Raw genomic sequence first — 22,423 nt, forward strand, 5'->3', positions numbered from 1 at the left:
TGCCGCCGGCAGCGTACCGCGTGATGGATCGGGCGTATCTCGTGTCCCGAAAATCGTTCCCATACGGCGAGGATGTCGAGGTGCGGTTTCGTTGCGGCGCATTCGAAACACCGGAAGCCGTGCCCGAATCGCTTGTTGCGTGGATGCTGCTGCAGCTCGGCACGCTGTCCGCGCACCGTGAATCAGAGCTCGATGGAACGGTTAGTTCGCTGAGCGAGGATTTCACGAACCGACTCATCGCGCGTCACGCGATCGTCAGCAGTTAGTGAGGACAGTATGCGCGCGGGAAAACGGAACGAGCGAATCGTGATCGAGCGCCGAAGCGGTGCAGTAAACGAGAACGATGAGCCATTGCCGGATGCGTGGGTTGAGCATTCGAAGCCTTGGGCGGACGTGCTGTTCATCAGCGGAAAAGAGCACATCGTTTCAGGTGCGGTCCGGGGTTCGGCGGTGGCCAGCATGCGCATCCGTTATCGGGCTGGTATCGACGAGCAGATGCGTGTGCGGTACGACGGCAGGCTGTACGACATTACGGCGGTCCTGCCCTCGCGCAAGCGCGGATATCTCGATCTGTCGGTGAAGGTGGGGGAAAAGTATGTCTAGCGTGCAGGTTTTGGGGCTGGCTGACTTGCGTGCCGATTTCGAGAAGCTTGCGAAAGCACAGTCGACGAAGGCGTTGCGACGCGCGACGGTGGCCGGCGCGAAGGTGATCCGAGATGAGGCGCGTGCCCGCGCGCCGAAGAAAACCGGAAAGCTGCGGCGAAACATCGTGTCTGCCGCGCTGCGGCAGAAAGATGCGCCGGGCCTGGCGACAGCCGGTGTGCGTGTCCGAACGAAGGGCAAGGGCGATTCGCCCAGCAACGCGTTTTATTGGCGCTTCGTCGAGCTCGGCACGCAGCATGTACGGGCGCAACCGTTCGTGCGACCGGCGTTCGACGCCGCGATCGGTCAGGCCGAGGGTGCGATTCGCACCGAGATTGCGCGCGCGATCGACGCAGTGATCGGGGGTGGCCGGTGAGCGCCCTCGTTATCCGCAACGCGATCGGCACGGTTGGAGCTGCGAAGGGCTATGTCGGCGCCGCCGCAGAAGCAGCGAAATCGCCGTACTACGTGGTATCGCGCGTGAGCGGCGCGCGGGACATGGCGATTGGCGGTGCGACCGGCGGTAAATCGGGTGTGTTCCAGGTCGACGTCTACGCCAGCACGTACACGGACGCCGACGCGCTCGCCGACAAGGTGATCGATCGCGCGTACGCGGCCGAGCAGTTTTCCGTCGGCGGGGTGAGTGACCTGCCTGACGACTATTCGAGCGATTCCGGTGATTTTCGGGTGAGCCTCGAAATATCCGTTGAATTCTGACGGAGTCCGCTGTGTGTACGGCCCGCCTCGAGCGGGCCTTTCTTTTTTGTGAGGGGCTTATGGCCGAGAAGAGCAAGCGCATCAAGGCGCAAGGTACGAAGGTCGAGATCTCGAAGACGTCGTCGTCGAACCTCGACGACGAGGCGCTCGTATTCGTCGATCTCAACACGACGAGCAAGACGATCAACTGGCAAGGCGGGCAATCGTCGGAAATCGACGCGACGACGCTCGCCAGCGACGAAAAGGAATCTGAGCTCGGCCTGCCCGATCCCGGCGAATTTTCCGTCGACGGCAACTATTCGTCGGATGACGCCGGCCAGCTGATTCTCCGCGGCGCGCGCGGCACTGGCGACAAGTACGTGTTCCGCGTGACTTTCCGCGACAAGTCGCAATTCCTGTTCGTCGGCATGGTGCGTCAGTACACCTGGTCGGCAGGCGTCGACGGCATCGTGACGTCGACCTACAGCGTCCGTGTCAGCGGCTCGCCGAAGGAAGTGCCGCCGCCGGCCGTACCGGCGGGTTGATCGATCTGAAAACGTAAGGAAAGAGTGATGACGAAAGCTCCGACGGTCGCTGGCGCGCTGCGCGCCGCGATTCTCAACCCGTTAACCGGCTGGCGGCACGAGTTCGTGCCCATGCCGGAATGGGGCGACGTGACGGTTGCGGTGCGCGAGCCGTTGCTCGCCGACCGCGCATTCTGGCTCGAGCCGCTGCGCCTCGCTGCCGGCGTCGAGCCGGGCGACGACGAGGCGGTTGCCCGCGAGAAGTATGGGCGTGTCCGACCGGACGAACACGTGCTCGCCTCGGCGCGGCTGTTCGTTCGCGTGCTCTATGTCGAGACGGCGGCAGGCTGGCGTCGCGAATTCGAGGACGCGGACGTGCAGGAGATCGCGTCGGCATTCGGGTCCGCGCACGAACGCATCGTGAACAAAGCGCTCGAGCTCGGCAACATGAAAGCCGACGCGGAGGACGATGCAAAAAAAGCCTCCGCCGAAACCCCGATCTCCGGCTCGAGCTGACGTTGGCGCTGCGGCTCGGCAGGACGCTTGCCGAGCTGCGCGCGGTCATGTCGACCGCGGAGTTCGCCTTGTGGCAGGCGTTCGATTCCGAGTCGCCGATCGCCGATGATCGTTACGACCTTCATGCCGCGATGGTCGCGTCGGCCGTGTTCCAGGCGCAGGGTGCGAAAGTGAAGGTGGCCGACATGATGCCGAACTGGTCGGGCGAGCCGACCGAGGTTCAGGAGGTCGCCGATGATCCTTTCTTCGCTGGCCTAATGAGATTGGTAAAGTAGGCGGATAGGAAATATGGGAACGAGTCTCCGCGAGCTGATCGTCAGCGTTACCGCGAATACGACCGAGTACGATCGACGCATGCAGCGGCTTGGGTCGACCGCTAGCGGCTATTTCAATGCGGTCAGGGACGGGGGCCGCACCGCTGACGCGGCGTTCGCGTCCAACGCGTCGAGCGTCCAGGTGACGGTGCGTGCGATCGAGGCCGCGCGCGGCTCGATTCGTGGATATGCCGAGGCGGCTGCAGCAGCGTTCGGCGTGCATCAACTGATCGAGTATGCCGACGAATGGACGAACCTGAGCAACCGGCTCAAGATCGTCACGCGGGATCAGATCGATTTCGCCATCGCGCAAGGCGACGTGCTGCGAATTGCGCAATCGACGCGTCAGCCGCTCGACGCGACGGCCGAGCTCTATCAGCGGATCGCGAACAACACGTCGCACCTCGGCCTGTCGATTAAGCAGGTCGGCCCGCTGGTCGAGACGATCAGCAAGGCGGTTGCGCTGTCGGGCGTGTCGGCCGACACGGCGCGCCTCGGTATCGTGCAGCTGGGGCAGGCATTCGCGTCCGGCCAGCTGCGCGGGCAGGATCTGAAGAGCGTGCTCGAGGAACTGCCGGGCGTAGCGGACGCGATCGCGCGCGGGATGGGCAAGGGCACGTCTGAGCTGAAGGCGCTGGCCGAGGACGGCAAGCTGACCGTCGAAAGCCTGATCGACGCGCTGAAGAATGCGGGCTCGAGCACCGACGCTTTGTTCGGCAAGGTCGACATGACCGTCGGGCAGGCGATGACGCGCCTGCAAACTGAAATCATCGCGTACGTCGGACACGCGAACGACGCGACGGGCGCGAGCGCGAAGCTCGCCCAGAGCGTGGTCTATGTTGCCGATCACCTCGACGAGATCGTCGCGATCAGCGCGTCGCTCGCGGCCGGCCGGCTCGGCGTGTATTTCGCGCAGACGACCGTGGCCGTCAGCAAGTCGGCCATCGCGTGGAACGCCGAGCGGCAGGCGCTGCTCGCGAAGGCGCAGGCGGAAAACGCTGCAGCGCTCGTCACGATCACGAAGGCGCAGAGCGACCGCGACGCGGCGGCTGCGAAGCTGCAGAACGCGCAGGCGGCAGAGGTCGCCGCGGCGGCCGAACTGGCCGGCATGCGCGCGATGCGCGAAAGCCTCGCGATGCAGTCGGCGCTGACGGCCGGTTCGATCCAGTACACGCAGGCGAAGCTCGCCGAGGCGCGGGCGATCGAGGCGAGCGCGGTGGCGCAGGTCGCGACCGCGCGATCGGATCTGACGAAGAGTCAGGAAATCGGCACGCGGATCGCCGGCTTGCCCTACGCGGCGATCATTGCCCGGGAGACGGCGGCGGCACAGGGCGAGCTGGAACGGGCAGAGGCATCGCTGGCGCTGGCGCAGCAGCGCCGTGTGGCGCTGGAGGCTGCGGCGGCCAAGGGCACGGTCGACCAGGCGCGCTACGCCGCGGCGCTGGCCGAAACAGAGAAGGGGCTGGCGGTCGCCGAGCGTGAGGTCGCTGCGGCGACGCAGGCCCGCGAGCGTGCCGAGCGCGGCGCGACGGCCGCGACGGCGGGTTTGGCCGCTGCGACTGAGCGGGCAGCAGTGGCACAGACTGCTGCCGCGCGCGCCGGCTCGTTGATGCGAACGGTAGGGTCGGGATTGCTGTCGGTGATGGGCGGCCTGCCTGGCATCGTCGCGACGGTTGGCACGGTGGCGCTTGGCGCCGCGGTGAACTGGCTGGTATTCCGCGATCACGCGAGCAGCGCGACGTCGAGCCTGATCGACATGCAGGCGCCGCTCGATCAGATCATCGAGAAGTATCGGCAACTGTCGCCGTTGCTGCAGGAGGTTGAGCGTAACCGGGCGAAGCAGGCGCAGGCGTCGGCGAGTAGCGACGTCGCGGACGCGTACGCGGGCCTCGCGGCGCGAGCATCGCAGAGCGTCATCGTGCCGGGCATCGGCGACAGCGCGCCGATCATCACGGACGAGAATCAGGTTGCGCTCGATCGGTTCATCGAAGGGCTGAACCGGATCAAGACCGAAAACCTTGGTGTCGACGAGAAGTCGCGCGAGCTGGCGACGCTGGTCGGCGTATTCGTCGACGCGACGAAGGGCGGCGACGAGCTTCGCGCCGAGCTGGTGCAGGCCGCGTCGGCGATCGACACTGCCGGCGCCGCGGCGGACAAGGGCACTCGTACGCTCGCCGCGATGGATGCTGCCGCGCGCGGTGCGGCCGACGGTATTCGACTGCTCACGGAAGAAAACAATTTCTTCGCGGGCGGCATGGCGGCCGAAGCCTGGAACAAATACGTCGAAAAGCTGAAAGAGGCTTCCGACGTTATCGGCATGACCGCGCAGCAACGCGCCGAATACGAAGCAAAAACGAAGGGCGCGAACACTGCGGAGGCGCGGCAGGCAGGCTTGATCGCCGGGCGCGCGGACGCGTACAAATCGCTCGAAAAAGCGATCCAGGATAAAGATGCGAAGGCCGAGGCCGGCGCGCGGCGGAACATCGACAATCTGACGCGCGAGCTCGCGCTGATGAATCAGCAGATGGTCGTCGCCGCGGCGCTGGCCGAGTTTCAGGCGGATCTCGTCAGCAAGAAATTCGAGAAATTCGGGTTCAACGCTGATGCGGCGCTCGCGGCCGCCGCTGCGCGCGGCAAAAAGGCGTTCGACGACACGGTATCGGAATCGGCCGGCCAGGTCGCGCGCATCGGCGTCAACGCGCCGGCGCTCGCGCACAAGAGCCGGGCTGCTGGATCGCGTGCCGAGCCGGAAAGCCAGCGCATGCTTGACAACATCGCGCAGCGTATCGCGCAGCTGCGCGTCGAGGCGGTTGCAACCGACAAGCTCACGCAGTCGGAGAAGGACCGGATCGGGTTCGACCAGAAGCTGACCGACCTGGCCGCGAAGCGCACGAAGCTGACCGATGGCGACAAGAGCCTGATTCGTGACCAGGCTGCAATTCGCGCGGCATACGACCGCGCGGTGCAGCTGGAGAAAGAGGTTCGCTATCACGAAGCGATCAACAAGCTGAAGGAGCGCAGCGCGCAGATCGACGCGGAGCTGGCGGACTACGCGTCCGAGCGGCAGCGGGAAGTCGCGCGCGAGCTTGCCGCGATGCCGATGGGCGACAACGCGCGCGAGCTGAACCAGGCGACGAGCCGTGTCGGCGATGAATTCCGGCGCCGGCGCGATGACTTTACGAAGGGCGCGCGGAAGGACGGCACGCTCGGCTCGCCGGAGTATCTGGCGGAAATCGACCGGATCAACCGGGCCGAGGCCGAGCAGGTCGAGCGCGAACGTGGGTATGTCGAGCAGCGGCTCGCGGTGCAGCGCGACTGGCGCGTCGGCGCGAGTCGCGCTGTGGCGCTGTATCAGGAGTCAGCTGAGAACGCGGCGGGTCGGTCCGAGGAAGCGTTCACGAGTGCATTCCGAAACATGGAGGACGCGGCTGCGTCGTTCGCGACGTCAGGCAAGGTGAATTTCCGCGGGCTTGTCGACAGCATGATCGCGGACCTTGCGCGCTTCTATACGCGGGCAGGGCTGTCCGCTGTTATCGGTTGGGGCAGTTCAGCGCTCGGGCTCGATACGGGGGGCGCAGGCGGATTTAGTCCGTCGTCGTTGCTTGGCGGTGTGGCGGGCGGCCTGTCGAGCGCTTTGGGTGGGGGCGGCGGCAATGCGTATCAGTTTCACCTCGCCGGCGGTGGCCGTGTTAGCGGCCCAGGCACGTCAACGAGCGACAGCATCCCCGCGTGGCTGTCTGACCAAGAGTTTGTGGTGAAGGCCGCGGCGGTGCGCAAGCCCGGCGTGCTTCGGCTGCTGGAGGCGATCAACAGCGGACAGGATCTCGGCTTCGCGAAGTTTGCGAACGGCGGGCTGGTCGGCGGTGGGTCGGCTGGCGGTGGCGCGCTCGGCGCGCTGGGCGGAGGGATCGAGCTGAATATCCCGGTGACGATCGACGGCGGCACGGGCAACGCGGCACAGATGATGGCCAGTGCCGAGTTCGTGAAGAAGCTCACGCAGTTGGTGCAGGGGCTGATCGCGGTCGAGAGTCGTCAGGGTGGCGCGCTCTGGAAACTGAAAAACGGGATGGGGTGATGACCGACACGTTTATCTGGTCGCCGACAGTTGAGGGGTTCGGCGGCGATACAACGCTGCGTGTGCGAAAGGCCGGTTTCGGCGATGGGTATACGCAGCGCGTGGCCGACGGCCTAAACAACCGGGTGCCGTCGTACAACCTTCGATTCGTAGGGAAGGCCGAGAAGATATCGGCAATCCTCGCGTTCCTCGATGCGCATGCCGGCGCCGTGTCGTTTTTCTGGACGCCGCCGCTTCGGCAGCAGGGGCGATTCGTGTGTGAGAAGTACACCGAGCCGGCGAAGAACGGCAACGTATACACGATCACGGCGCAGTTTGAACAGACGTTTTCGCCGTAAGGATTCTCATGGGAAAGCTTCAGAAAGTAAGTCTCGGGACGCCGCCCAAGGGGAGCGACGGCGATCCCGTTCGCGTCGCTAATTCCAAAGCCAATGCGAACGTCGACGTGCTCGATCGGCAATCGGCGCTCGTGTCGGCTCCGATGATCACTGCGTCGCGGACACTCGGCGAGGAGCATATTGGTCGACGGGTCAGCATCAATATCGCCGCGGGTGGAACGATCAAGCTCCGCAAGGCGTCGTTGTGTGAACCGGATTCGATCGTGTGGCTGGTCAACGTCGGTACGAAGCGTGTGTTGCTCGCCCCGGACGACGGATCTGGTGATTCCGTGCCGGTTTCAGGATTGGGCGCAGGGGAGGCGGTGGCGCTTGATGCCGACGGCGTGAATGCCTGGCGTGTTCTCATGCGAGGGCGTGCGAGCTCCGACGATGAGTCGGTCGCCGGAAAGCTTTCAGTTGGCACCCTCGCCGTGGCTGGCGTAGGAACGTTCGACGCGCGACCGACATTCGCTGGAAAAACGCCGTGGGATTCGGGCAATCTTAATCCCGGGAACTATGCGACAGTAAATACGTTTCAAGTTTTAACCGGTCGAAAACGGATTTTCGCGAGCCAAGTGACTGGTCAATGGGGCGACCAAACCTTTGTTGTTGAAAGCGATTTGGCGCACACGGGGATAGGGTTTCGAGCGGGTAACGGGGCGATGGTGCTCCGCTACAATTTCGATAACACGTCGTTTGAGTGCGTCTCGTGGGATTCGGGAGCCTTCGGGCCTATATCGGCTTCGTCGTTTAACGTCATATCGGATTATCGCCTTAAGAACGTGATCGGCGAGATAGCGGATCCAATTGAACGAGTGCGAAAGTTTCGACCCGTTATGGCGGAATACAAGGCGACTCCCGGCACCGCTTACCCGATGTTCATCGCGCATGTTTTGCAGAAAACCGCTCCGCATGCGGTGTCAGGCGAAAAGGATGCTGTCAACGCAAAGGGTACGCCGATTCATCAAGTTGTCGATTATTCAAAGGTCACGCCGGATCTTGCCGCCGCCATCATTGCGCTTGCTGACGAGTTGGACGCACTGAAACGCCGCATTTCGATTTCGGAAGCCCCTGCCCGCGTATGACGATCACAGCCGATATTCAGCAATTGGAGCCCGGGCGTCGCGTCGAGTTGTTCGAAGTCGACTGCACGGCGATTGGTGGCGATGTGCTGCGCTTTCACGGGCACCTACAGTCGACGTCGATCGTGTGGCAAGGCCAGGACTACAAGCCGTGGCCGATTCAGGCTGCCGGTTTCGAGCGTACATCGGACGCGCGGCAGCCGGCGCCGACGCTGACGGTGGGCGACATCAACGGCACGATTACGGCGCTGTGCGTTGCGCTCGATGACCTCGTGGGCGCGAAGGTGTTCCGTCGACGCACGCTTGCGAAATACCTCGACGCGGTGAATTTTCCGGACGGCAACTCGACCGCGGACCCGAATGAGCAATGGCCGCCTGAGCAGTGGCGAATCGAGCAGAAGAGCGACGAGCAGCCCGGCGTGCAGGTGGAATTCACGCTGTCGTCGCCGCTTGATTTCGGCGGGCAGCAGGTGCCGGCGCGCCAGATCGTCGGCACGTGCCAGTGGCGCTATCGCGGGCCCGAGTGCGGATATACCGGCGTGGCGTACTTCGACAAGAACGACACGCCGGTGAGCGATCCGGCGCTCGACCGCTGCAGCCAGAAAATCAGTGGGTGCGAATGCCGGTACGGCGTGAACAATCCGCTCCCGTACGGCGGCTTTTTGTGCGACACGCTCGCCTAGACCGTCGACCAACCATTTTTCACGGACCCGCCAATCGGCGGGTTTTTTTATGGACGAACGAATCAAGCAAGCGATCGCGGAGCACGCGCTCGCCGAGTATCCGCGCGAGTGCTGCGGGCTGATCGTGGAAACCGCTTCGGGAGACTTGTATGTGCCTGGCCGGAATGTCGCTGCGGCGCCGACCGAGCGATTCGGGCTGGCGGCCGAGGATTACGCGGACGCGGAGGACATGGGCGAAATTCTCGCGATGGTGCACTCGCATCCGAACGGAACGGCGCAGCCGAGCATGGGGGACCGCGCAATGTGTGAGCGCGCAGGCATCCCGCAGTGGGTGATCGTCTCGCTCGGCGTGCAGGCCGACGGATCGATAGGCATCGACAACTGGTGCGAGTTCGGGCCGAGCGGGTACGTGGCGCCGCTGTTCGGGCGGGAATACGTGCACGGCGTGCTCGACTGCTACTCGCTGGTGCGTGATTGGTATCTCGCCGAACGCGGGATCGTGCTGCCCGATTTCGAGCGCAAGGATGGGTGGTGGGCCGATGGGTATTCGAACCTGTATATCGCTCACTACCAGGACGCGGGGTTTCTTGATCTGGGTCGCGACGCGCTGCTCGAGCCGGGCGACGTGCTGCTGATGCAGGTCCGGAGCAAAAACGGCGTACCGAATCATTCGGGCGTGTATCTCGGTGACGGCATGTTCGCACATCACATGTACGGGCGGCTGTCGTGTCGCGCGGTGTGGGGTTCGATGTGGCGGGACTGCTGCACGACCGTGCTGCGTCATGTCGGGGGTGCGAAGTGACGGACACGCTGCGCGAGGTGAGGCTTTACGGGATCGCGGGCGCGCGGTTCGGCCGGGTGCATCGCCTGGCCGTTTCGTCGACAGCGGAGGCTGTGCGCGCGCTTTCGGTCCTGATCCCCGGCTTTCGGAAATTCCTGCTCGACGCGCGCGACAACGGGCTGACGTTCGCGGTATTCAACGGCCGCAGAAACCTGAGTGAGGACGATCTCGGCGCGCCGGTCGGCGGCGAAGCGATCCGGATTGCGCCGGTGATCATCGGCAGCAAGAGCGGCGGTCTGTTTCAGACGATTCTCGGCGCGGCGCTGGCCGTGGCCGGTTTCGTGTTCAGTCAGCCAACGTTGATCGGCCTGGGCGTGTCGATGGCGCTCGGCGGCATCACGCAGATGCTGAGCCCGCAGCAGGCCGGGCTTGCCGGTGCGGCGGACAACGGCACGTCGTACTACTTCAACGGAGCGGTGAATAGTGCCGCGGAAGGCGAGCCGGTGCCGCCAGTGTATGGCGAGATGGTCGTCGGATCGAAGGTTGCCAGCTCGGGCATCTACACAGAGGATCAGGTGTGAAAAAGGTCTACGCGGAATCGGGTCCGAAGCGGATCAACGGCGCGAAGGGCGGTGGCGGTGGCGGTAGTGGCGGTGAATCGCCGGACAGCCTGCACTCGATTGCGCGTGCGAAGGTGCTCGACATCATTTCCGAAGGCCCGATCGTCGGCCTGGTGAACGGCATGCAGTCGGTATTCCTCGACGGCACGCCGATCCAGAATTCCGACGGGTCGGTCAACTTCCAGAATTACAGCGTCGACGTTCGCACGGGCACGCTCGACCAGGAGTTCATGCCAGGGTTTCCGGCGGTCGAGCGCGAATCGGCCGTAGGCGTGCCGCTGACTTCCGATGCACCTTGGGTGCGCCAGGTGCAAAACACGCAGCTGTCGGCAGTCCGTATTCGCTTCGGCGTTCCGGCGCTGCAAAAGAGCGATCCGGCGACCGGCGTGTTTGGCTATCGCGTGGAATATGCGATCGATCTGTCGGTCGACGGAGGCTCGTACGCACAGGTGCTGTCGTCGGCATTCGATGGCAAAACGACGTCGCTTTACGAGCGCTCGCACCGGATCGAGTTGCCGCGCGCGGCAACCGGCTGGTTGGTCCGCGTGCGACGCATCACGCCGAACGCGCACAGCTCGCTGATCGCGGACACGGTGAATATCGAGGCGATCACGGAGGTGATCGATCGCAAGCTGCGGTATCCGATGACAGCGCTCGTCGGCATGACGTTCGACGCGCGATCGTTTTCGCAGGTGCCGGTGCGGTCGTATCACATTCGCGGCCTGATCGTTCGGGTGCCGTCGAACTACGATCCCGAAACGCGCACGTACTCGGGCGCATGGGACGGAACGTTCAAGCCGGCATGGACGAACAACCCTGCGTGGATTTTCTACGACCTGCTGCTGAATGATCGCTATGGGCTCGGCAAGACGGTCGACGCGTCGATGATCGACAAGTGGGGGCTGTACGAGATCGCGCGTTATTGCGACGTCATGGTGTCCGACGGGAAAGGCGGCGTCGAGCCGCGCTTCACGTGCAACTGCGTGATCCAGTCGGCGGCCGACGCATACAAAGTGCTGCAGGATATCGCCAGCGTGTTCCGCGGCATTTCGTACTGGGGGCCGGGTGCGGTGGTCGCTTCCGCGGACATGCCGTCCGATCCGGTCTACGTGTATACCGCAGCGAACGTGATTGATGGGGCGTTCCGGTACGTCGGGAGCGAGCGCAAGACGCGATACACGGTCGCGCTGGTGAGCTACAACGATCCGTCGAACCAGTACAAGCAGGCGGTCGAGTACGTGCCGGACGACGACGGTATCGCGCGGTACGGCGTCATCAAGACGCAGGTAACGGCGTTCGGTTGCACGTCACAGGCGCAGGCGCACCGGCTTGGCCGGTGGCTGCTCCTGACGTCTCGCTACGAGTCGGGCACGGTGTCGTTCAAGGTTGGGATGGATGGCGTTCTGGTCGGCCCGGGGCAGGTGATCGCGATCGCCGATCCGAGGAAGGCCGGCCGCCGCACCGGCGGGCGCATTCGCGCGGCGGCCGGCAACGTCGTCACGCTCGACAAGGCGCCGACCGTGGCTCCCGGTGATCGCTTCACGGCGATCCTTCCGTCGGGCACTGCGCAGTACCGTGCGGTGAAGTCGGTCGACGGCGACGTGCTCACACTGGTTGATCGCTTCGAAGCGGACCCGGTGCCCGGTGCGGTATGGATGCTGGAAAACGCGGAGGTCGCGGCGCAGCTTTATCGAGTCGTGAGCGTCCAGGAGGGCGACGACGACGGACGCATCGAGTACACGATCACGGCGACGATGCACGAGCCGGGCAAGTACGCGGCAATCGATGACGGCGCACAGATTCAGCAGCGGCCGGTGACGGTCGTGCCGCCATCGGTACAGGCGCCGCCGGCGAACGTGCGCATGACGACGTACTCGAGCATCGATCAGGGGATTTCCAAAACGACGATGGTGATCGCGTGGGATGCCGCGGATAACGCTGTGGCGTACCTGCCGGAATGGCGGAAAGACAACGGCGAGTGGGTCAGCGTCCCGCGTACGGGTGGCCTGCAGGTCGAGGTGCCCGGGATCTATCAGGGGCGGTACGTGGCCCGCGTGCGCGCGCAGAACGTGATGGGCGTTACATCGCTGCCGGCGATCAGCGCGGAAACACAGCTGAACGGCAAAACGACGCCGCCGCCGGCCGTCGCGTCGCTCAAGGCTACCGGCGTCGTGTTCGGGATCAATCTCGATTGGGCGTTTCCGGGTGACGGCACGGCTGGCGATACTCAGCGCACCGAGATCTGGTACAGCCGCACGCCGAGCCGCGATGATGCGATCAAGCTGTCGGACTACGCGTATCCGCAGGCGTCGTCGTCGCTGCAAGGGCTCGCGGTCGGCCAGGTGTTTTATTTCTGGGCTCGGCTCGTCGACACGTCAGGAAACGTCGGGCCGTGGTATCCGGCGGCCGGACCAGGCGTGCAGGGGCAACCGACTACAGACCAGAACGCGTACGAAGACTATTTCCGGAATCAGATCGGGAAGAGCTCGCTCGGGCAGGATCTGCTCGAGCCGATCGAGTCGATTACCCCGCTCATGGCCGGTGACGCTGACGAGTATGCCGGCGACGAGACGCAGTACGCGGGTGTCTGGTCGTTGCAGTCTGCGATCGCTGAAGGCGACATGGCCGTTGCCAAGAGCGTCGAGACGGTAGCAGCGCATTTGCAGTCCACGGCAGGGACGTTGACTGCGGCGGTGCAAACCGAAACGCAGGCGCGCGTCGATGCCGATAGCGCGATGGCGCAGCAAATTACTACGGTCCAGGCGCAGGCGAACGAGAATGCGGCCGCCGTGCAGACCGTCGCGAAGTCGTATGCGGACCTGAACGGGCGCGTCGCTGCTTCGTACCAGATCAAAACGCAGATTACGACGGGCGGCCGTACGTATATCGCCGGCATCGGGGTCGGCGTCGACAACAACAACGGGATCGTCGAATCACAGGTTCTTGTGTCGGCGCAACGGTTCGCGGTGGTCGACCCGAACAACGGCGGTTCGATGATCGTGCCGTTCGTTGTGCAGGGCGGGCAGGTATTCATCCGTCAGGCGCTCATCGGTGCAGGCTGGATCACGAACGCGATGATCGGCAGCTACATCCAGTCCGACAACTACATCGCGGGCCGGCAGGGCTGGCGGCTCGACAAGAGCGGCTGGTTCGAAATTAACGCTTCTGACGGCAGTGGAAATCGATTGGTGCTCGACGGTAGCAGTGTGCGTGTCTATGACGGCAACGGCGTGCTGCGCGTGCGCATGGGGATGTGGTGATGACGACGGGGCTTCAGATTTTCGATGGCGCCGGCCGGCCGATTCTGGATGCGCACTCGCGCGCGGGGCGAGTCGTTGGGATCGTGCACACGGGCGGCAATGACGGAGGCGTTGCGGCCGATATGTCTGGCGGGGAACCGTTCTGGGCATTTATGCCTGATCAGATCTTTTACCGTGTGTCTGGCGCGGAGCCGTCCCCCGTTTTGTCTATCGACAGGGCGGGCGTGACCTGGCGCTACAGCGGTAACGCCAGCGGATCGAACGCGTACGTGAAGGTTCCGGGTTGGATCGTTTTTGGGGTGTATTGATGCCGGCGGGATTTCAAGCATTTACTGATACTGGCGTGTATCAGATAGACGGATCGACGCCGAACTATCAAATGGTACAGGCGATGTCGGCGAATTCGGCGAACGGTGTGTTGCAACTGGCGCTCAACGATGCCGGTAAGCCGTTCTACACAACGCTACCGAACGTGTCGTTCTCGTTCAACTCGACTGCCGGACCTATGTACGGCGTGTATGCGGCCGATGGTGTGGGGATCACAGTGTGGCGTACTGACCGAAGTGGAAACGCCTACACGCTGACGTTTATCACCGAGCGGCCATGCACCGTTTTCTTTTTTCTGTTTGATCGTGTGCCGCCGGCAGCTGGACATTTTGGTCTACAGGTATTCAACGAGCGGGGCGACCTGATTGCGGATTCGTCGCGGCCGTTTCTGCGCGTTCTCGACGTCATCTACAACGAGTATTTGCCGGGGACCGGGTGGGCCACGCTTGGAGCGCCGGGTGCACCCTGGGATTCGCGGACATACGGCTCGCCGGTCATTGTTTCAGGAATCTATCCGGTTCGTCAGGCATGGAGCTATGACCCCGCGGGCGTCGAATTGACGTCGATTCGCGTGAGCGGGAATACGGTGTCGTGGGGCACAACAATGTATGGAGGTGGACGAAAGCCGAACTGGTCGGGATTTCGAGAACAATGGCATTCGCGCTTCATGGTGCTGGATGCGACAGGGATTGTGTGATGGGCCGCCAACTTGGCGGCCTTTTCTTTTACGGGGCAGGAAACGGGGAGCGGTAATGCAAGAGCACGAAAAGACGATTCTGGAGTTGATTCTTATGGGCGGACTGATTGGCATTGCGAAAGTTTTGGTGGGCAGCGAGCAGTTGACGTTCCGGCTTGTGGCCGGACGTGCCGTGCTCGGTTCGGCGACGTCGATGGTCGCGGGTCTGGCTCTGTTGCAGATCCCGGATTTGCCGCCGATCGCGCTGCTCGGCCTCGGTAGTGCGCTGGGCATCGTCGGGTCGCAGTACCTCGAAGTGCTGCTGCGCCGGAATGCAAAACGAATGTTTGGGGGAAAGTGAGTATGACGAATCTGACAGCGCATTTCACGCTCGAGGAACTGATCGCGAGCGACACGGCGCGTCGGCGCGGCATCGATAACACGCCGTCGGTTGCCGTAACGGCGAACCTGCGCAGGACGGCCGAAGCGCTCGAGCGCGTGCGCGACGTGCTCGGCGGGCGGCCCGTGATCATCAACTCGGGCTATCGCGCCGCGGCACTCAATCGCGCGGTCGGCGGCGTTCCGAGCAGCGCGCATCTGTCGGGTCTGGCCGCCGATTTCGTCTGTCCGAAATTCGGCACACCGCTCGACATTTGCCGCGCGATCAGCGCGTCGCCAATCGAATTCGACCAGCTGATTCAGGAGGGCACGTGGGTTCACATCGGCCTCGCGCCGATCGGCACGAAACCGAGGCGACAGGTGCTGACGGCATCGTTCGGCGCGACGCGCACGACGTACTCGGAGGGGGTATGACCTGGTTCGATCCGCGGGTTTGGCTCGCGATCGTCGCGGCGGTGGCCATTGGCTCCGTGGCCGGCTATTTCAAGGGCCATCGCGACGCCGACCAGTCGCGCACCGTAGAAACTCAGGCGCAGCGAATTCGCGAGCTCGTCGGGGAGCGCGACGAAAGCGACCGTATCGCGCGTCAACAACAGGGGAATGCTGAAAATGCTGCGAAACAACGTGAACAGGCTCGCGCTGCTGCTGACGCTGCCGATGCTGCTGCTAACGGCCTGCGCAAGCAGGTCGCCGAGCTTGTCGCCCGAGCGCGGGATCCCGCCGCTTCGGCCGGAAGCACGGCAGCCGGCGGCGCCCTCGATCTGCTTGCCGACATGTTCGGCCGGACTGACGAGGCTGCGGGAGAGTTCGCGCGAATCGCTGACGAGCGGGGCATTGCCGGTCGGCAGTGCGAAAGCGACTACGACGCGCTGACGCGCGCGGCGCCGCGATAGAAACAGGGCGACCGAGGGGCGTGCGGTAACACGTCCCTCGGTCGCTTTTCCACTGTCTGAGCCAGTGAATCAGCCAAGGCCCTGAATACCTACGTAGGCGGGCCGGATTCTACACCAAGTTCAAAAACGGCTTTCACAATGGCAAATCCGATTATTCCGTGGATCGGCGGCAAGCGCCGCCTTGCAGACCATCTCATCCCGCGCTTTCCAGCGCACGACTGCTACGTTGAAGTGTTCGCGGGTGGCGCCGCGTTGTATTTCATGCGGCCGCCGGCAAAGGTCGAGGTGATTAACGACGTCAACGGCGAACTGATCAACCTGTATCGCGTCGTGCAGCATCACCTCGAGGAATTTGTGCGGCAGTTCAAATGGGCGCTCACCAGTCGGCAGGTTTTCGAGTGGCTGAAGCTGACGGCGCCGGAAACGCTCACGGACATCCAGCGCGCGGCGCGGTTTTACTATCTGCAGAAAAACTGCTTTGGCGGTATTGTGCACGGGCAGACGTTCGGCACCGCTACGACTGCGCCGCCGGGTCTGAATTTGCTGCGGATCGAGGAAGAATTATCCGCAGCGCACCTGCGCCTCGCGAGTGCATATATCGAGCGGCTGGACTGGGCGGATTGCATTGATCGCTATGATCGGCCGCACACGTTGTTCTATCTCGATCCGCCGTATTTCGAAACACGCGGTTACGGCGTCGATTTCCCATTCGCTGAGTACGAGCGGCTCGCGGAGAGGCTTCGACGCATCAAAGGGCGAGCCATAGTAAGTCTGAACGACCACGCGGAAATCCGTCGCGTATTCGAAGGATTTCACATCGAGACCGTGCCGCTGCAGTACACGGTGGCCGGCTCGCATAGAAGCGTCGAACGGAGCGAACTGATCATCTTCAGTTGGGATGACGCAGCGCAGCCGGCCGGGCTGTTCTGACCGAGGCACGCGCTTGCCGCGGGCTTTCCGGTTCCCGAATTCGTAACCGATATGTAAAATCGGCGATCCGGGGATATAACAACTTCCGACCTGAGAACCACAATGAAAAAAACTTTGATCGCTGCAATATTGGCAGGGCTTGCACTTTCGGCCTGTGGCGGTGGTGATGACTCGTCGACGCCGGCAGCGTCCGGTCCGGCGATCCGGCTCACGTATTCAGGTGTGCCATTGGGCGCGACGCAACGCGCCCGCGCAATGGCTGCGGCCACTGACGTTTCAAGCGCAGCGTCGGCGCCTGGTGCGTCAACCGGCGAAGCGCAGGCAACAGTTGCTGCACTGCAGGACGCATTTAAGGCTCGGGGCGCGGAAATTGGCGTGTACCCCGGCGTGATCGACGGTACGGCTTTGCATCAACTCGTGATGGCGGAGGACAACGGGGTTGGGCCGACGATTGAGGAAATTGCGAAAGCGAACGTCAATATCAGCGAATGGGTTCTCGTGAACTTTGCGCTCGACGATATGACCGGATATATCGACACTGCGGATAAGGAAGCGAAACTCACTCAGTTCATTAAAGATATGCAGACCTACGCCGGCCGTGAATATCTGAAGGGGCGGGTTGTATTTGCCGCGCTCCCGAATGTATCGTGTGCGCCTGCCAAGGTGGTGCGATCGGTCAACGAAAGTGGGTACGTGACCGAGAATAAATATGTTCCCACGACGGAGGCGCTCTATTTCGCCTTAACTAGCAGTTGGGGCGGTGGCCTGCAGCCTATTGGCGGGATTCTGAAAACAGATCCTGCGCACATGGGTGCGGACTGTGAGACGCCGGACCAGGTGGCTAAGGATGCGTATCTCGCGAGCATCGTCGATCCCCTTGTCGAACGCTATAAGACTGCCTTGGACACCATCAATAAGTGTAAATACAATCCCGAGGCTATTCCAGAAAATGGGCGGTCGGCGCAGTGCTGGGGCATCGAGCCGGTAAAGAAGTAAGGTTGTCGCTTTTCACTGGCGTGTCTAGTGCGTGAATTGGTGTCCGCTGTCTCAAAGTCGCCCGCGATCCCGTCGCGGGCGACCCGGTGAGCGCATTGCGCGCGGTGCCTAGTTGAGCGGTTCGACGTAGAACCCGCGCGCCGTCAGGTCCATTTTCGCGTCGCTGAACGAGTCGAAAATATCGTAGCCGCATTCGACGTACGTGATCGTGGAATCGAAGTCTTGATCCTCGATCTTACGCTTCCACGTGAGTGGCAAGTCGGTCGAGTGCCCCGGATCGAAGTGGACGACGCTCAGGTACGGCGGACGAACGCCGCGAGGCGGATACTCCGTGCGTAACACGAGCTCGACGTTCACGACGACATGGTGTTCCGGGATGCGGTCCGCGTAACGCAGCAGGTACGCCCGCAGCGAATGGCCGTCCTTGCGGTCTTGCGCCGAGGCGAAGCCAAACCAGTCGTCGTCGGAATCGCTGAATTCTTCCGCAATCGTGCGCATAGCCGCCTCCCGTGCGAGTGGCTTCAGGATGCCACAGTCGCCTCAAATCATCCCGGCGCGCGCCCGTTCCTTTCGGAGAAGGTGGCGCAGCTTCTGAAAGTCTCCGTTCCCGCCACTGAGCTGCCCTCGATCCGGGATGTTCTTGTCGACGTAATCGAACCACTCCTGGATGTGGTCCAGCGATTTCCGAAGGGCGAGAATTTCAAGGATCAGCCAACGTACCTGTAGGTCAGTGTATTCCCGCCACAGCCTACGCAGCTCCGTCTCGCTGGGAGCGTCGAACTCGGGCATTTTGGGCTTGACCTTGAGGCGCCGATCTCGCAGTGGCACGCGGTTCCGGTCGACCCTTGTGCTTTCGATCGGCCTGGTCGTCGGTAAATCCATGGCGCCAATGCGGTCCTCCAGCCACGATTCGAGCTCGTGTTCCGTGAGTTCGATAGGCGTGCGCTTCCAGTCCTTGCTCCAGAGGGTCTGAAACTCCCAGATATATGCCCACTGCGGCTTGATCACGTCTTCACCACTGTATAAAAACACAGTGTATCCCGGGGTAAGATGGGCTCGTCAAGATCGAAAATTGGGGACGGCGATGTGCACGAACTACGTGGCGCCGGGCGAAGATCCGGGCCTGAGTGAGCTCAAGATCGACAACTTCCGCGATCTGTACCGCTGGACGCCGTGGAAACCCGAGATCTATCCGGATTACGACGCGCCGATCGTGGGCTACGTCGACGGGCAATTCAAGCCGCTGATCGCGGGCTTCGGCTTCTGGCCGACCGCACTGCAGAAGGCGAACATCAAGAAGGCGAAGGAGCAGGGGCGCAAGCCGCCGCTCATGCGCAGCACGATGAACGTGCGCGACGACAACCTCGGCAAGTCTCCACTGTACGGACCAACGTGGCGCAGCGGCCGGCGTTGCCTGATTCCGGCACGCTTCGTAGTCGAACCGTCGTATCCGGATGCGCGTCAAGAAGCGAATGGCGACTGGGTGCTCGGGCCCTGCGTGTGGGAGCGCATCGGCGTGATCGACCGGCCGACGATGTGCGTCGCCGGCATCTGGCGCACGCTTGCGAACCAGGCCGGCGCCGAGAACAACGTGATGTCGATGATTACCGTCAACGCCGACGGCCACCCGCTGATGTCGCGTATGCACAAGCCGGCCGACGAAAAGCGGTCGGTCGTGATCCTGCGGCCCGAGGATTGGGGCGAGTGGTTGACGACGTCGGACGTCGAGGCCGCGCGCGCGATGCTGCAGCTCTACCCGGCGGACGAAATGTACGCGGAGGCGAAGTGATTCGGCGTTACGCCAAATTTACGCCAAACTCGGTGACGGGGCATACTGTATAAGGCTGGGATGGGGTGTCACTGGTCCCCCGACAGGGATCGACTATTGTCAGCATCGACATGTCGATATTAATCGCGCACAATTCGTCAATTCCAAGCGGTAGGCGGGCAAAGCAATTTTGCCATTTGATAGACCGCGAAAAATCAATACAAGCGTCGGGGATTACTGATGAACGTCACTCTTCAGACAATAGTGTCGGAGCTGGAGGCCATAGCCACTGCAGTCTCGTCGAACGGTGAGCAGCGGCCGGTGAGCATCGCGTACGGCAATTTCGGTATGGCAGGTATTGATCGAGACGAGCTAGCAGGTCGTGCGAGCGATCTCGCCAGTCGAATCAACGACGCAGCGCCAGATGAAATTTCGTCGGACTTAGATGCGAAGTTGACTTCATTTTCGCAGCGACTGCAATTCTTGCGCACTGCCACGGTCCCACACATCTTCAACGGAAACGCTAACACGGCGATCCCCGCCTATCTGCTTACGCTCGATAATCTTGAGCGGGTGCTACGTTCGCTTTTGTCGGTCGGCGAGGCAGAAAAAAGAGCTTTGACGAAAGAAATTAGTGACCTCCGCAGCAACGTCCGCTCGCTCAAGGCGAGAACGAACGCTGTTGCGCCTACGATCGGCGAGCTGGAGGGCATGGCAAAATCGATCGTTGCTGCTCATGACGCTGCCGTCCGGTTGCCAACGGATCTGCAGGAACTCGAGGAGTCGCAGCACAAGATCGACCAAATTGCGACGAGTGTGTCGGCGAGCAATGACACGATGCGCCGGCTAGTCGAAGCGGCGCAATCAAGAACTGATCACATTTCGAAACGCGCTGACGATGCTGACAAGATCATCGAAAAATGCGAAACAGCGCTCCGTGCATCGACTGCGGTAGGTTTGGCTGGAGCATTTCATGATCGTGCGGAGTCGCTCAGGACGTCGTTGCGGCCGTGGGTAGCTGGCCTCGTCTGCGCGCTCCTTGTCGGTGCTGTAGTAGGGGGATTCCAACTGCATCAATTGGCAGAGTCTATTCAAGCATCCACGGCGCCAACGATAGTATGGACGCGACTCGCCGTTTCTCTGCTCTCCGTTGGCGCGCCAATATGGTTTGCGTGGCTTTCAACCAAGCAAATTGGGCAACGGTTTAGGCTCGCTGAAGATTACGCATATAAGGCGTCGATCTCGAAGGCATATGAAGGGTATCGCCGAGAAGCGGTGGACCTTGATGAGGATTTCCAGAAGAGACTCTTTGCGTCAGCATTGACTCGTCTTGACGAGCAGCCGCTTCGATTTGTTGAGAGTGAAACTCATGGCAGCCCGTGGCATGAGCTCCTGTCTTCGGACGTCGTGAAGGACGCTATCCGGATTGCGCCGGAACTGGTTGGCCAGTGGAAGCAAAAAGCCGTAGAGACCGTGGCGGCTACAAAGAAGCGCGCGCGGACGGCACCAAAATCGGCGAACGATGCGTCGGTCGCTGCTGAGCAGATTGGACAGGAGTGAAGTGAGGCGGCGTAGGATTTGGCGTAGCTTTCGTTGGAAGGCCAAGTGCGGCAAGGGATTTTACTACTTCGAGGAAAACGAGTAACCGGAGCGGGCGCGCGAGCGCCCCGTTTCTCGTCATCTGTTCTTCCGATCGTTACCGGTACACGCAACGATCGCGATCGCCTTCCCCTCATGTGTTCCAGTGCCGGGCTTGTGATGTCGGCTGCGTTGTGCGCGGCGTCCGCCCACTCCGTACTCGCGGAACGATCACGCCGTCGAATCGAAACCGTATGTCCGACGCTGCCTCGCTCGCAATCGACCGATGCAGGGGCGCGACCGCCACGACGGCCATGCCCGCGCGTAACGGCTCACGCGAACCTGCTCGTCAGCGCCACGTGCCGTTCTGCAACACGATCCGGTAGCCGTCGGCATCCTCGAAGGTCTGGCCTGATATTTCCCAGTATGGATTGAACGACGTCACGGGCATGAAGCCGTGTGCGGTCGCGCGCTCGCAGGCGGATTCCCATTCCGGACGGTCGGGCAGGTAGAACACGATCAGATCCTCGGGTGTCGGTGATGGCGCGATCGGATGGTCGGGACAGTGCGTGAACTCGAAGTGATAGTCGAGGCCTTCGCGTCCGAGCATCACGCCGGAAAAGCCGTCGTGATCTTCGAAGCGCGCCAGTACTGACAGCTCGAGGGCGTCGCGATACATGCGCTCGGTGCGGGCAAGGTTGCTGACCGGGCGGGCAATGCGCAGATGGGCGTGCAAGATGGCCTCGGCGGGAAGTGGCGGGCCGCTCAATGATAAGCCGGCCGATCCCGATTGCGCGAGGCGAGTGGGCCGCCCTTCGGGGGATACTTGCCGTATCGAACGATATCGATTCGGCCCGGCCCAACGGATCGAATTGTGTCGAGCTTCATCTTGCGAAAGAAAAAACATGACGCTTCTCGATCCAATGTGGGTAAGCCGTCAATAAACGACGCCCTACCAATGGTAGGCAGAAGGTCAGATGCTAAGTGTCCGCGTGGACACATGCACTCAGACCGTGATGACAGAGAAACAGGACCTTCGAAGCAGACTGGTGGTTGGCCGCAGACGGGATGGCCGGCGGGAATTTGATGAAGATGCCGTGCGGGAGCTGGTCGAGTTTTGCCTGAGGCCGGGGGTATCGATCGCCCGGGCGGCCATGGACCATGACGTCAATCCGAACCAGTTGCGTCGCTGGATCTCGCGCCATCAGCAGCATACGCTGCAAACCCCGACGAGGCCGGACCCGCTGGTGATCGACGGCGTATCGATCGACATCCCGGGTTCAGCA

27 protein-coding genes are annotated in these 22,423 nt (G+C 62.5%); 24 read left to right on the forward strand and 3 right to left on the reverse strand.

The genetic code is table 11. From position 1 onward, the window contains the following. From AC3IFE_RS18215 to AC3IFE_RS18315, 21 genes are all read left to right on the forward strand, one after another. On the forward strand, positions 1 to 266 hold a 266-nt coding region (locus tag AC3IFE_RS18215; protein WP_489191432.1), incomplete at its 5' end, for a head-tail connector protein. 10 nt (positions 267 to 276) lie between these two features. Further along, complete coding sequence (locus tag AC3IFE_RS18220; protein ID WP_077055697.1) at positions 277 to 603, forward strand: phage head closure protein; 327 nt, start codon at positions 277 to 279, stop codon at positions 601 to 603. Beyond that, entirely contained in the window at positions 596 to 1,018 is a 423-nt protein-coding gene (locus AC3IFE_RS18225) for an HK97-gp10 family putative phage morphogenesis protein (RefSeq protein ID WP_212043518.1), read from the forward strand. The genes AC3IFE_RS18220 and AC3IFE_RS18225 overlap by 8 nt, the downstream gene beginning before the upstream one ends. Then, positions 1,015 to 1,359, forward strand: a complete 345-nt coding sequence (locus tag AC3IFE_RS18230) for a hypothetical protein (RefSeq protein ID WP_489191433.1) — start codon at positions 1,015 to 1,017, stop codon at positions 1,357 to 1,359. The genes AC3IFE_RS18225 and AC3IFE_RS18230 overlap by 4 nt, the downstream gene beginning before the upstream one ends. A gap of 59 nt (positions 1,360 to 1,418) precedes the next feature. Beyond that, entirely contained in the window at positions 1,419 to 1,883 is a 465-nt protein-coding gene (locus AC3IFE_RS18235; RefSeq protein ID WP_212105779.1) for a phage tail tube protein, read from the forward strand. A gap of 27 nt (positions 1,884 to 1,910) precedes the next feature. Further along, positions 1,911 to 2,378, forward strand: a complete 468-nt coding sequence (locus AC3IFE_RS18240; protein WP_489191434.1) for a phage tail assembly chaperone — start codon at positions 1,911 to 1,913, stop codon at positions 2,376 to 2,378. Continuing rightward, a complete protein-coding gene (locus AC3IFE_RS18245; RefSeq protein WP_489191461.1) occupies positions 2,375 to 2,653 on the forward strand; it encodes a phage tail assembly protein T in 279 nt (92 codons plus the stop codon). Before AC3IFE_RS18240 ends, AC3IFE_RS18245 begins: the two co-directional genes overlap by 4 nt. Before the next feature lie 13 nt (positions 2,654 to 2,666). Continuing rightward, entirely contained in the window at positions 2,667 to 6,767 is a 4,101-nt protein-coding gene (locus tag AC3IFE_RS18250; protein ID WP_489191436.1) for a tape measure protein, read from the forward strand. Continuing rightward, positions 6,767 to 7,105: a phage tail protein gene (locus AC3IFE_RS18255; RefSeq protein WP_489191437.1), complete on the forward strand. Its 339-nt coding sequence runs from the start codon at positions 6,767 to 6,769 to the stop codon at positions 7,103 to 7,105. Before AC3IFE_RS18250 ends, AC3IFE_RS18255 begins: the two co-directional genes overlap by 1 nt. Positions 7,106 to 7,113: 8 nt before the next feature. Further along, complete coding sequence (locus tag AC3IFE_RS18260; RefSeq protein ID WP_489191439.1) at positions 7,114 to 8,229, forward strand: hypothetical protein; 1,116 nt, start codon at positions 7,114 to 7,116, stop codon at positions 8,227 to 8,229. Then, positions 8,226 to 8,909 (forward strand): phage minor tail protein L, encoded by a 684-nt coding sequence (locus AC3IFE_RS18265; protein WP_489191440.1) that lies wholly within the window; start codon positions 8,226 to 8,228, stop codon positions 8,907 to 8,909. Before AC3IFE_RS18260 ends, AC3IFE_RS18265 begins: the two co-directional genes overlap by 4 nt. A gap of 49 nt (positions 8,910 to 8,958) precedes the next feature. Beyond that, complete coding sequence (locus AC3IFE_RS18270; protein ID WP_489191441.1) at positions 8,959 to 9,711, forward strand: C40 family peptidase; 753 nt, start codon at positions 8,959 to 8,961, stop codon at positions 9,709 to 9,711. Then, positions 9,708 to 10,271: a tail assembly protein gene (locus AC3IFE_RS18275; protein ID WP_489191442.1), complete on the forward strand. Its 564-nt coding sequence runs from the start codon at positions 9,708 to 9,710 to the stop codon at positions 10,269 to 10,271. Before AC3IFE_RS18270 ends, AC3IFE_RS18275 begins: the two co-directional genes overlap by 4 nt. After that, entirely contained in the window at positions 10,268 to 13,570 is a 3,303-nt protein-coding gene (locus tag AC3IFE_RS18280) for a TipJ family phage tail tip protein (RefSeq protein ID WP_489191444.1), read from the forward strand. Before AC3IFE_RS18275 ends, AC3IFE_RS18280 begins: the two co-directional genes overlap by 4 nt. Continuing rightward, positions 13,570 to 13,878, forward strand: coding sequence for a hypothetical protein (locus AC3IFE_RS18285; RefSeq protein ID WP_489191445.1), 309 nt, complete (start codon positions 13,570 to 13,572; stop codon positions 13,876 to 13,878). The genes AC3IFE_RS18280 and AC3IFE_RS18285 overlap by 1 nt, the downstream gene beginning before the upstream one ends. After that, positions 13,878 to 14,594 (forward strand): hypothetical protein, encoded by a 717-nt coding sequence (locus tag AC3IFE_RS18290; protein ID WP_489191463.1) that lies wholly within the window; start codon positions 13,878 to 13,880, stop codon positions 14,592 to 14,594. Before AC3IFE_RS18285 ends, AC3IFE_RS18290 begins: the two co-directional genes overlap by 1 nt. A 55-nt stretch (positions 14,595 to 14,649) precedes the next feature. Then, a complete protein-coding gene (locus tag AC3IFE_RS18295) occupies positions 14,650 to 14,934 on the forward strand; it encodes a phage holin family protein (RefSeq protein WP_027808735.1) in 285 nt (94 codons plus the stop codon). 2 nt (positions 14,935 to 14,936) lie between these two features. Further along, positions 14,937 to 15,386 (forward strand): D-Ala-D-Ala carboxypeptidase family metallohydrolase, encoded by a 450-nt coding sequence (locus tag AC3IFE_RS18300; RefSeq protein WP_489191446.1) that lies wholly within the window; start codon positions 14,937 to 14,939, stop codon positions 15,384 to 15,386. Beyond that, complete coding sequence (locus AC3IFE_RS18305) at positions 15,383 to 15,865, forward strand: DUF2514 family protein (protein ID WP_489191447.1); 483 nt, start codon at positions 15,383 to 15,385, stop codon at positions 15,863 to 15,865. The genes AC3IFE_RS18300 and AC3IFE_RS18305 overlap by 4 nt, the downstream gene beginning before the upstream one ends. Before the next feature lie 138 nt (positions 15,866 to 16,003). Further along, positions 16,004 to 16,795, forward strand: a complete 792-nt coding sequence (locus AC3IFE_RS18310; protein ID WP_489191448.1) for a DNA adenine methylase — start codon at positions 16,004 to 16,006, stop codon at positions 16,793 to 16,795. Positions 16,796 to 16,897: 102 nt separating this feature from the next. Continuing rightward, positions 16,898 to 17,791, forward strand: coding sequence for a hypothetical protein (locus AC3IFE_RS18315; protein ID WP_489191449.1), 894 nt, complete (start codon positions 16,898 to 16,900; stop codon positions 17,789 to 17,791). A gap of 108 nt (positions 17,792 to 17,899) precedes the next feature. On the opposite strand, the gene AC3IFE_RS18320 is transcribed toward AC3IFE_RS18315, so the two are convergent. Both AC3IFE_RS18320 and AC3IFE_RS18325 read right to left on the reverse strand, forming a co-directional pair. Then, on the reverse strand, positions 17,900 to 18,289 hold the full coding sequence (locus AC3IFE_RS18320; RefSeq protein ID WP_489191451.1) for a hypothetical protein: 390 nt from the start codon (positions 18,287 to 18,289) through the stop codon (positions 17,900 to 17,902). 42 nt (positions 18,290 to 18,331) lie between these two features. Continuing rightward, positions 18,332 to 18,799 carry a hypothetical protein gene (locus tag AC3IFE_RS18325; RefSeq protein ID WP_489191452.1) on the reverse strand — a complete coding sequence of 156 codons (468 nt, stop codon included), beginning with the start codon at positions 18,797 to 18,799 and terminating at the stop codon, positions 18,332 to 18,334. Positions 18,800 to 18,875: 76 nt separating this feature from the next. Here AC3IFE_RS18325 and AC3IFE_RS18330 point away from each other — a divergent pair, with 76 nt between their 5' ends. Beyond that, positions 18,876 to 19,580: an SOS response-associated peptidase family protein gene (locus tag AC3IFE_RS18330; RefSeq protein WP_489191454.1), complete on the forward strand. Its 705-nt coding sequence runs from the start codon at positions 18,876 to 18,878 to the stop codon at positions 19,578 to 19,580. Between the two features lie 219 nt (positions 19,581 to 19,799). Next, the gene (locus tag AC3IFE_RS18335) at positions 19,800 to 21,119 is read left to right on the forward strand and encodes a hypothetical protein (RefSeq protein WP_489191455.1); all 1,320 of its coding nucleotides are present in this window, start codon (positions 19,800 to 19,802) and stop codon (positions 21,117 to 21,119) included. Positions 21,120 to 21,486: 367 nt separating this feature from the next. Here the strand turns inward: AC3IFE_RS18335 and AC3IFE_RS18340 are convergent, their stop codons facing one another. Then, positions 21,487 to 21,873: a VOC family protein gene (locus AC3IFE_RS18340; RefSeq protein ID WP_489191456.1), complete on the reverse strand. Its 387-nt coding sequence runs from the start codon at positions 21,871 to 21,873 to the stop codon at positions 21,487 to 21,489. A 280-nt stretch (positions 21,874 to 22,153) separates the two neighbouring features. Between AC3IFE_RS18340 and AC3IFE_RS18345 the strand changes: the two genes are divergently transcribed. Beyond that, a partial coding sequence (locus tag AC3IFE_RS18345; protein ID WP_489191457.1) for a transposase occupies positions 22,154 to 22,423 on the forward strand: 270 nt, incomplete at its 3' end.

This window comes from Burkholderia sp. APQ4-4ca (assembly GCF_057837105.1).

Excerpts from the sequence above, each read along its gene's own strand:
- AC3IFE_RS18220 (WP_077055697.1), top strand. The coding sequence starts at position 277 with ATGCGCGCGGGAAAACGGAACGAGCGAATCGTGATCGAGCGCCGAAGC.
- AC3IFE_RS18225 (WP_212043518.1), top strand. The coding sequence starts at position 596 with ATGTCTAGCGTGCAGGTTTTGGGGCTGGCTGACTTGCGTGCCGATTTC.
- AC3IFE_RS18235 (WP_212105779.1), top strand. The coding sequence starts at position 1,419 with ATGGCCGAGAAGAGCAAGCGCATCAAGGCGCAAGGTACGAAGGTCGAG.
- AC3IFE_RS18240 (WP_489191434.1), top strand. The coding sequence starts at position 1,911 with ATGACGAAAGCTCCGACGGTCGCTGGCGCGCTGCGCGCCGCGATTCTC.
- AC3IFE_RS18250 (WP_489191436.1), top strand. The coding sequence starts at position 2,667 with ATGGGAACGAGTCTCCGCGAGCTGATCGTCAGCGTTACCGCGAATACG.
- AC3IFE_RS18255 (WP_489191437.1), top strand. The coding sequence starts at position 6,767 with ATGACCGACACGTTTATCTGGTCGCCGACAGTTGAGGGGTTCGGCGGC.
- AC3IFE_RS18260 (WP_489191439.1), top strand. The coding sequence starts at position 7,114 with ATGGGAAAGCTTCAGAAAGTAAGTCTCGGGACGCCGCCCAAGGGGAGC.
- AC3IFE_RS18265 (WP_489191440.1), top strand. The coding sequence starts at position 8,226 with ATGACGATCACAGCCGATATTCAGCAATTGGAGCCCGGGCGTCGCGTC.
- AC3IFE_RS18270 (WP_489191441.1), top strand. The coding sequence starts at position 8,959 with ATGGACGAACGAATCAAGCAAGCGATCGCGGAGCACGCGCTCGCCGAG.
- AC3IFE_RS18285 (WP_489191445.1), top strand. The coding sequence starts at position 13,570 with ATGACGACGGGGCTTCAGATTTTCGATGGCGCCGGCCGGCCGATTCTG.
- AC3IFE_RS18290 (WP_489191463.1), top strand. The coding sequence starts at position 13,878 with ATGCCGGCGGGATTTCAAGCATTTACTGATACTGGCGTGTATCAGATA.
- AC3IFE_RS18295 (WP_027808735.1), top strand. The coding sequence starts at position 14,650 with ATGCAAGAGCACGAAAAGACGATTCTGGAGTTGATTCTTATGGGCGGA.
- AC3IFE_RS18300 (WP_489191446.1), top strand. The coding sequence starts at position 14,937 with ATGACGAATCTGACAGCGCATTTCACGCTCGAGGAACTGATCGCGAGC.
- AC3IFE_RS18305 (WP_489191447.1), top strand. The coding sequence starts at position 15,383 with ATGACCTGGTTCGATCCGCGGGTTTGGCTCGCGATCGTCGCGGCGGTG.
- AC3IFE_RS18310 (WP_489191448.1), top strand. The coding sequence starts at position 16,004 with ATGGCAAATCCGATTATTCCGTGGATCGGCGGCAAGCGCCGCCTTGCA.
- AC3IFE_RS18315 (WP_489191449.1), top strand. The coding sequence starts at position 16,898 with ATGAAAAAAACTTTGATCGCTGCAATATTGGCAGGGCTTGCACTTTCG.
- AC3IFE_RS18320 (WP_489191451.1), bottom strand. The coding sequence starts at position 18,289 with ATGCGCACGATTGCGGAAGAATTCAGCGATTCCGACGACGACTGGTTT.
- AC3IFE_RS18330 (WP_489191454.1), top strand. The coding sequence starts at position 18,876 with ATGTGCACGAACTACGTGGCGCCGGGCGAAGATCCGGGCCTGAGTGAG.
- AC3IFE_RS18335 (WP_489191455.1), top strand. The coding sequence starts at position 19,800 with ATGAACGTCACTCTTCAGACAATAGTGTCGGAGCTGGAGGCCATAGCC.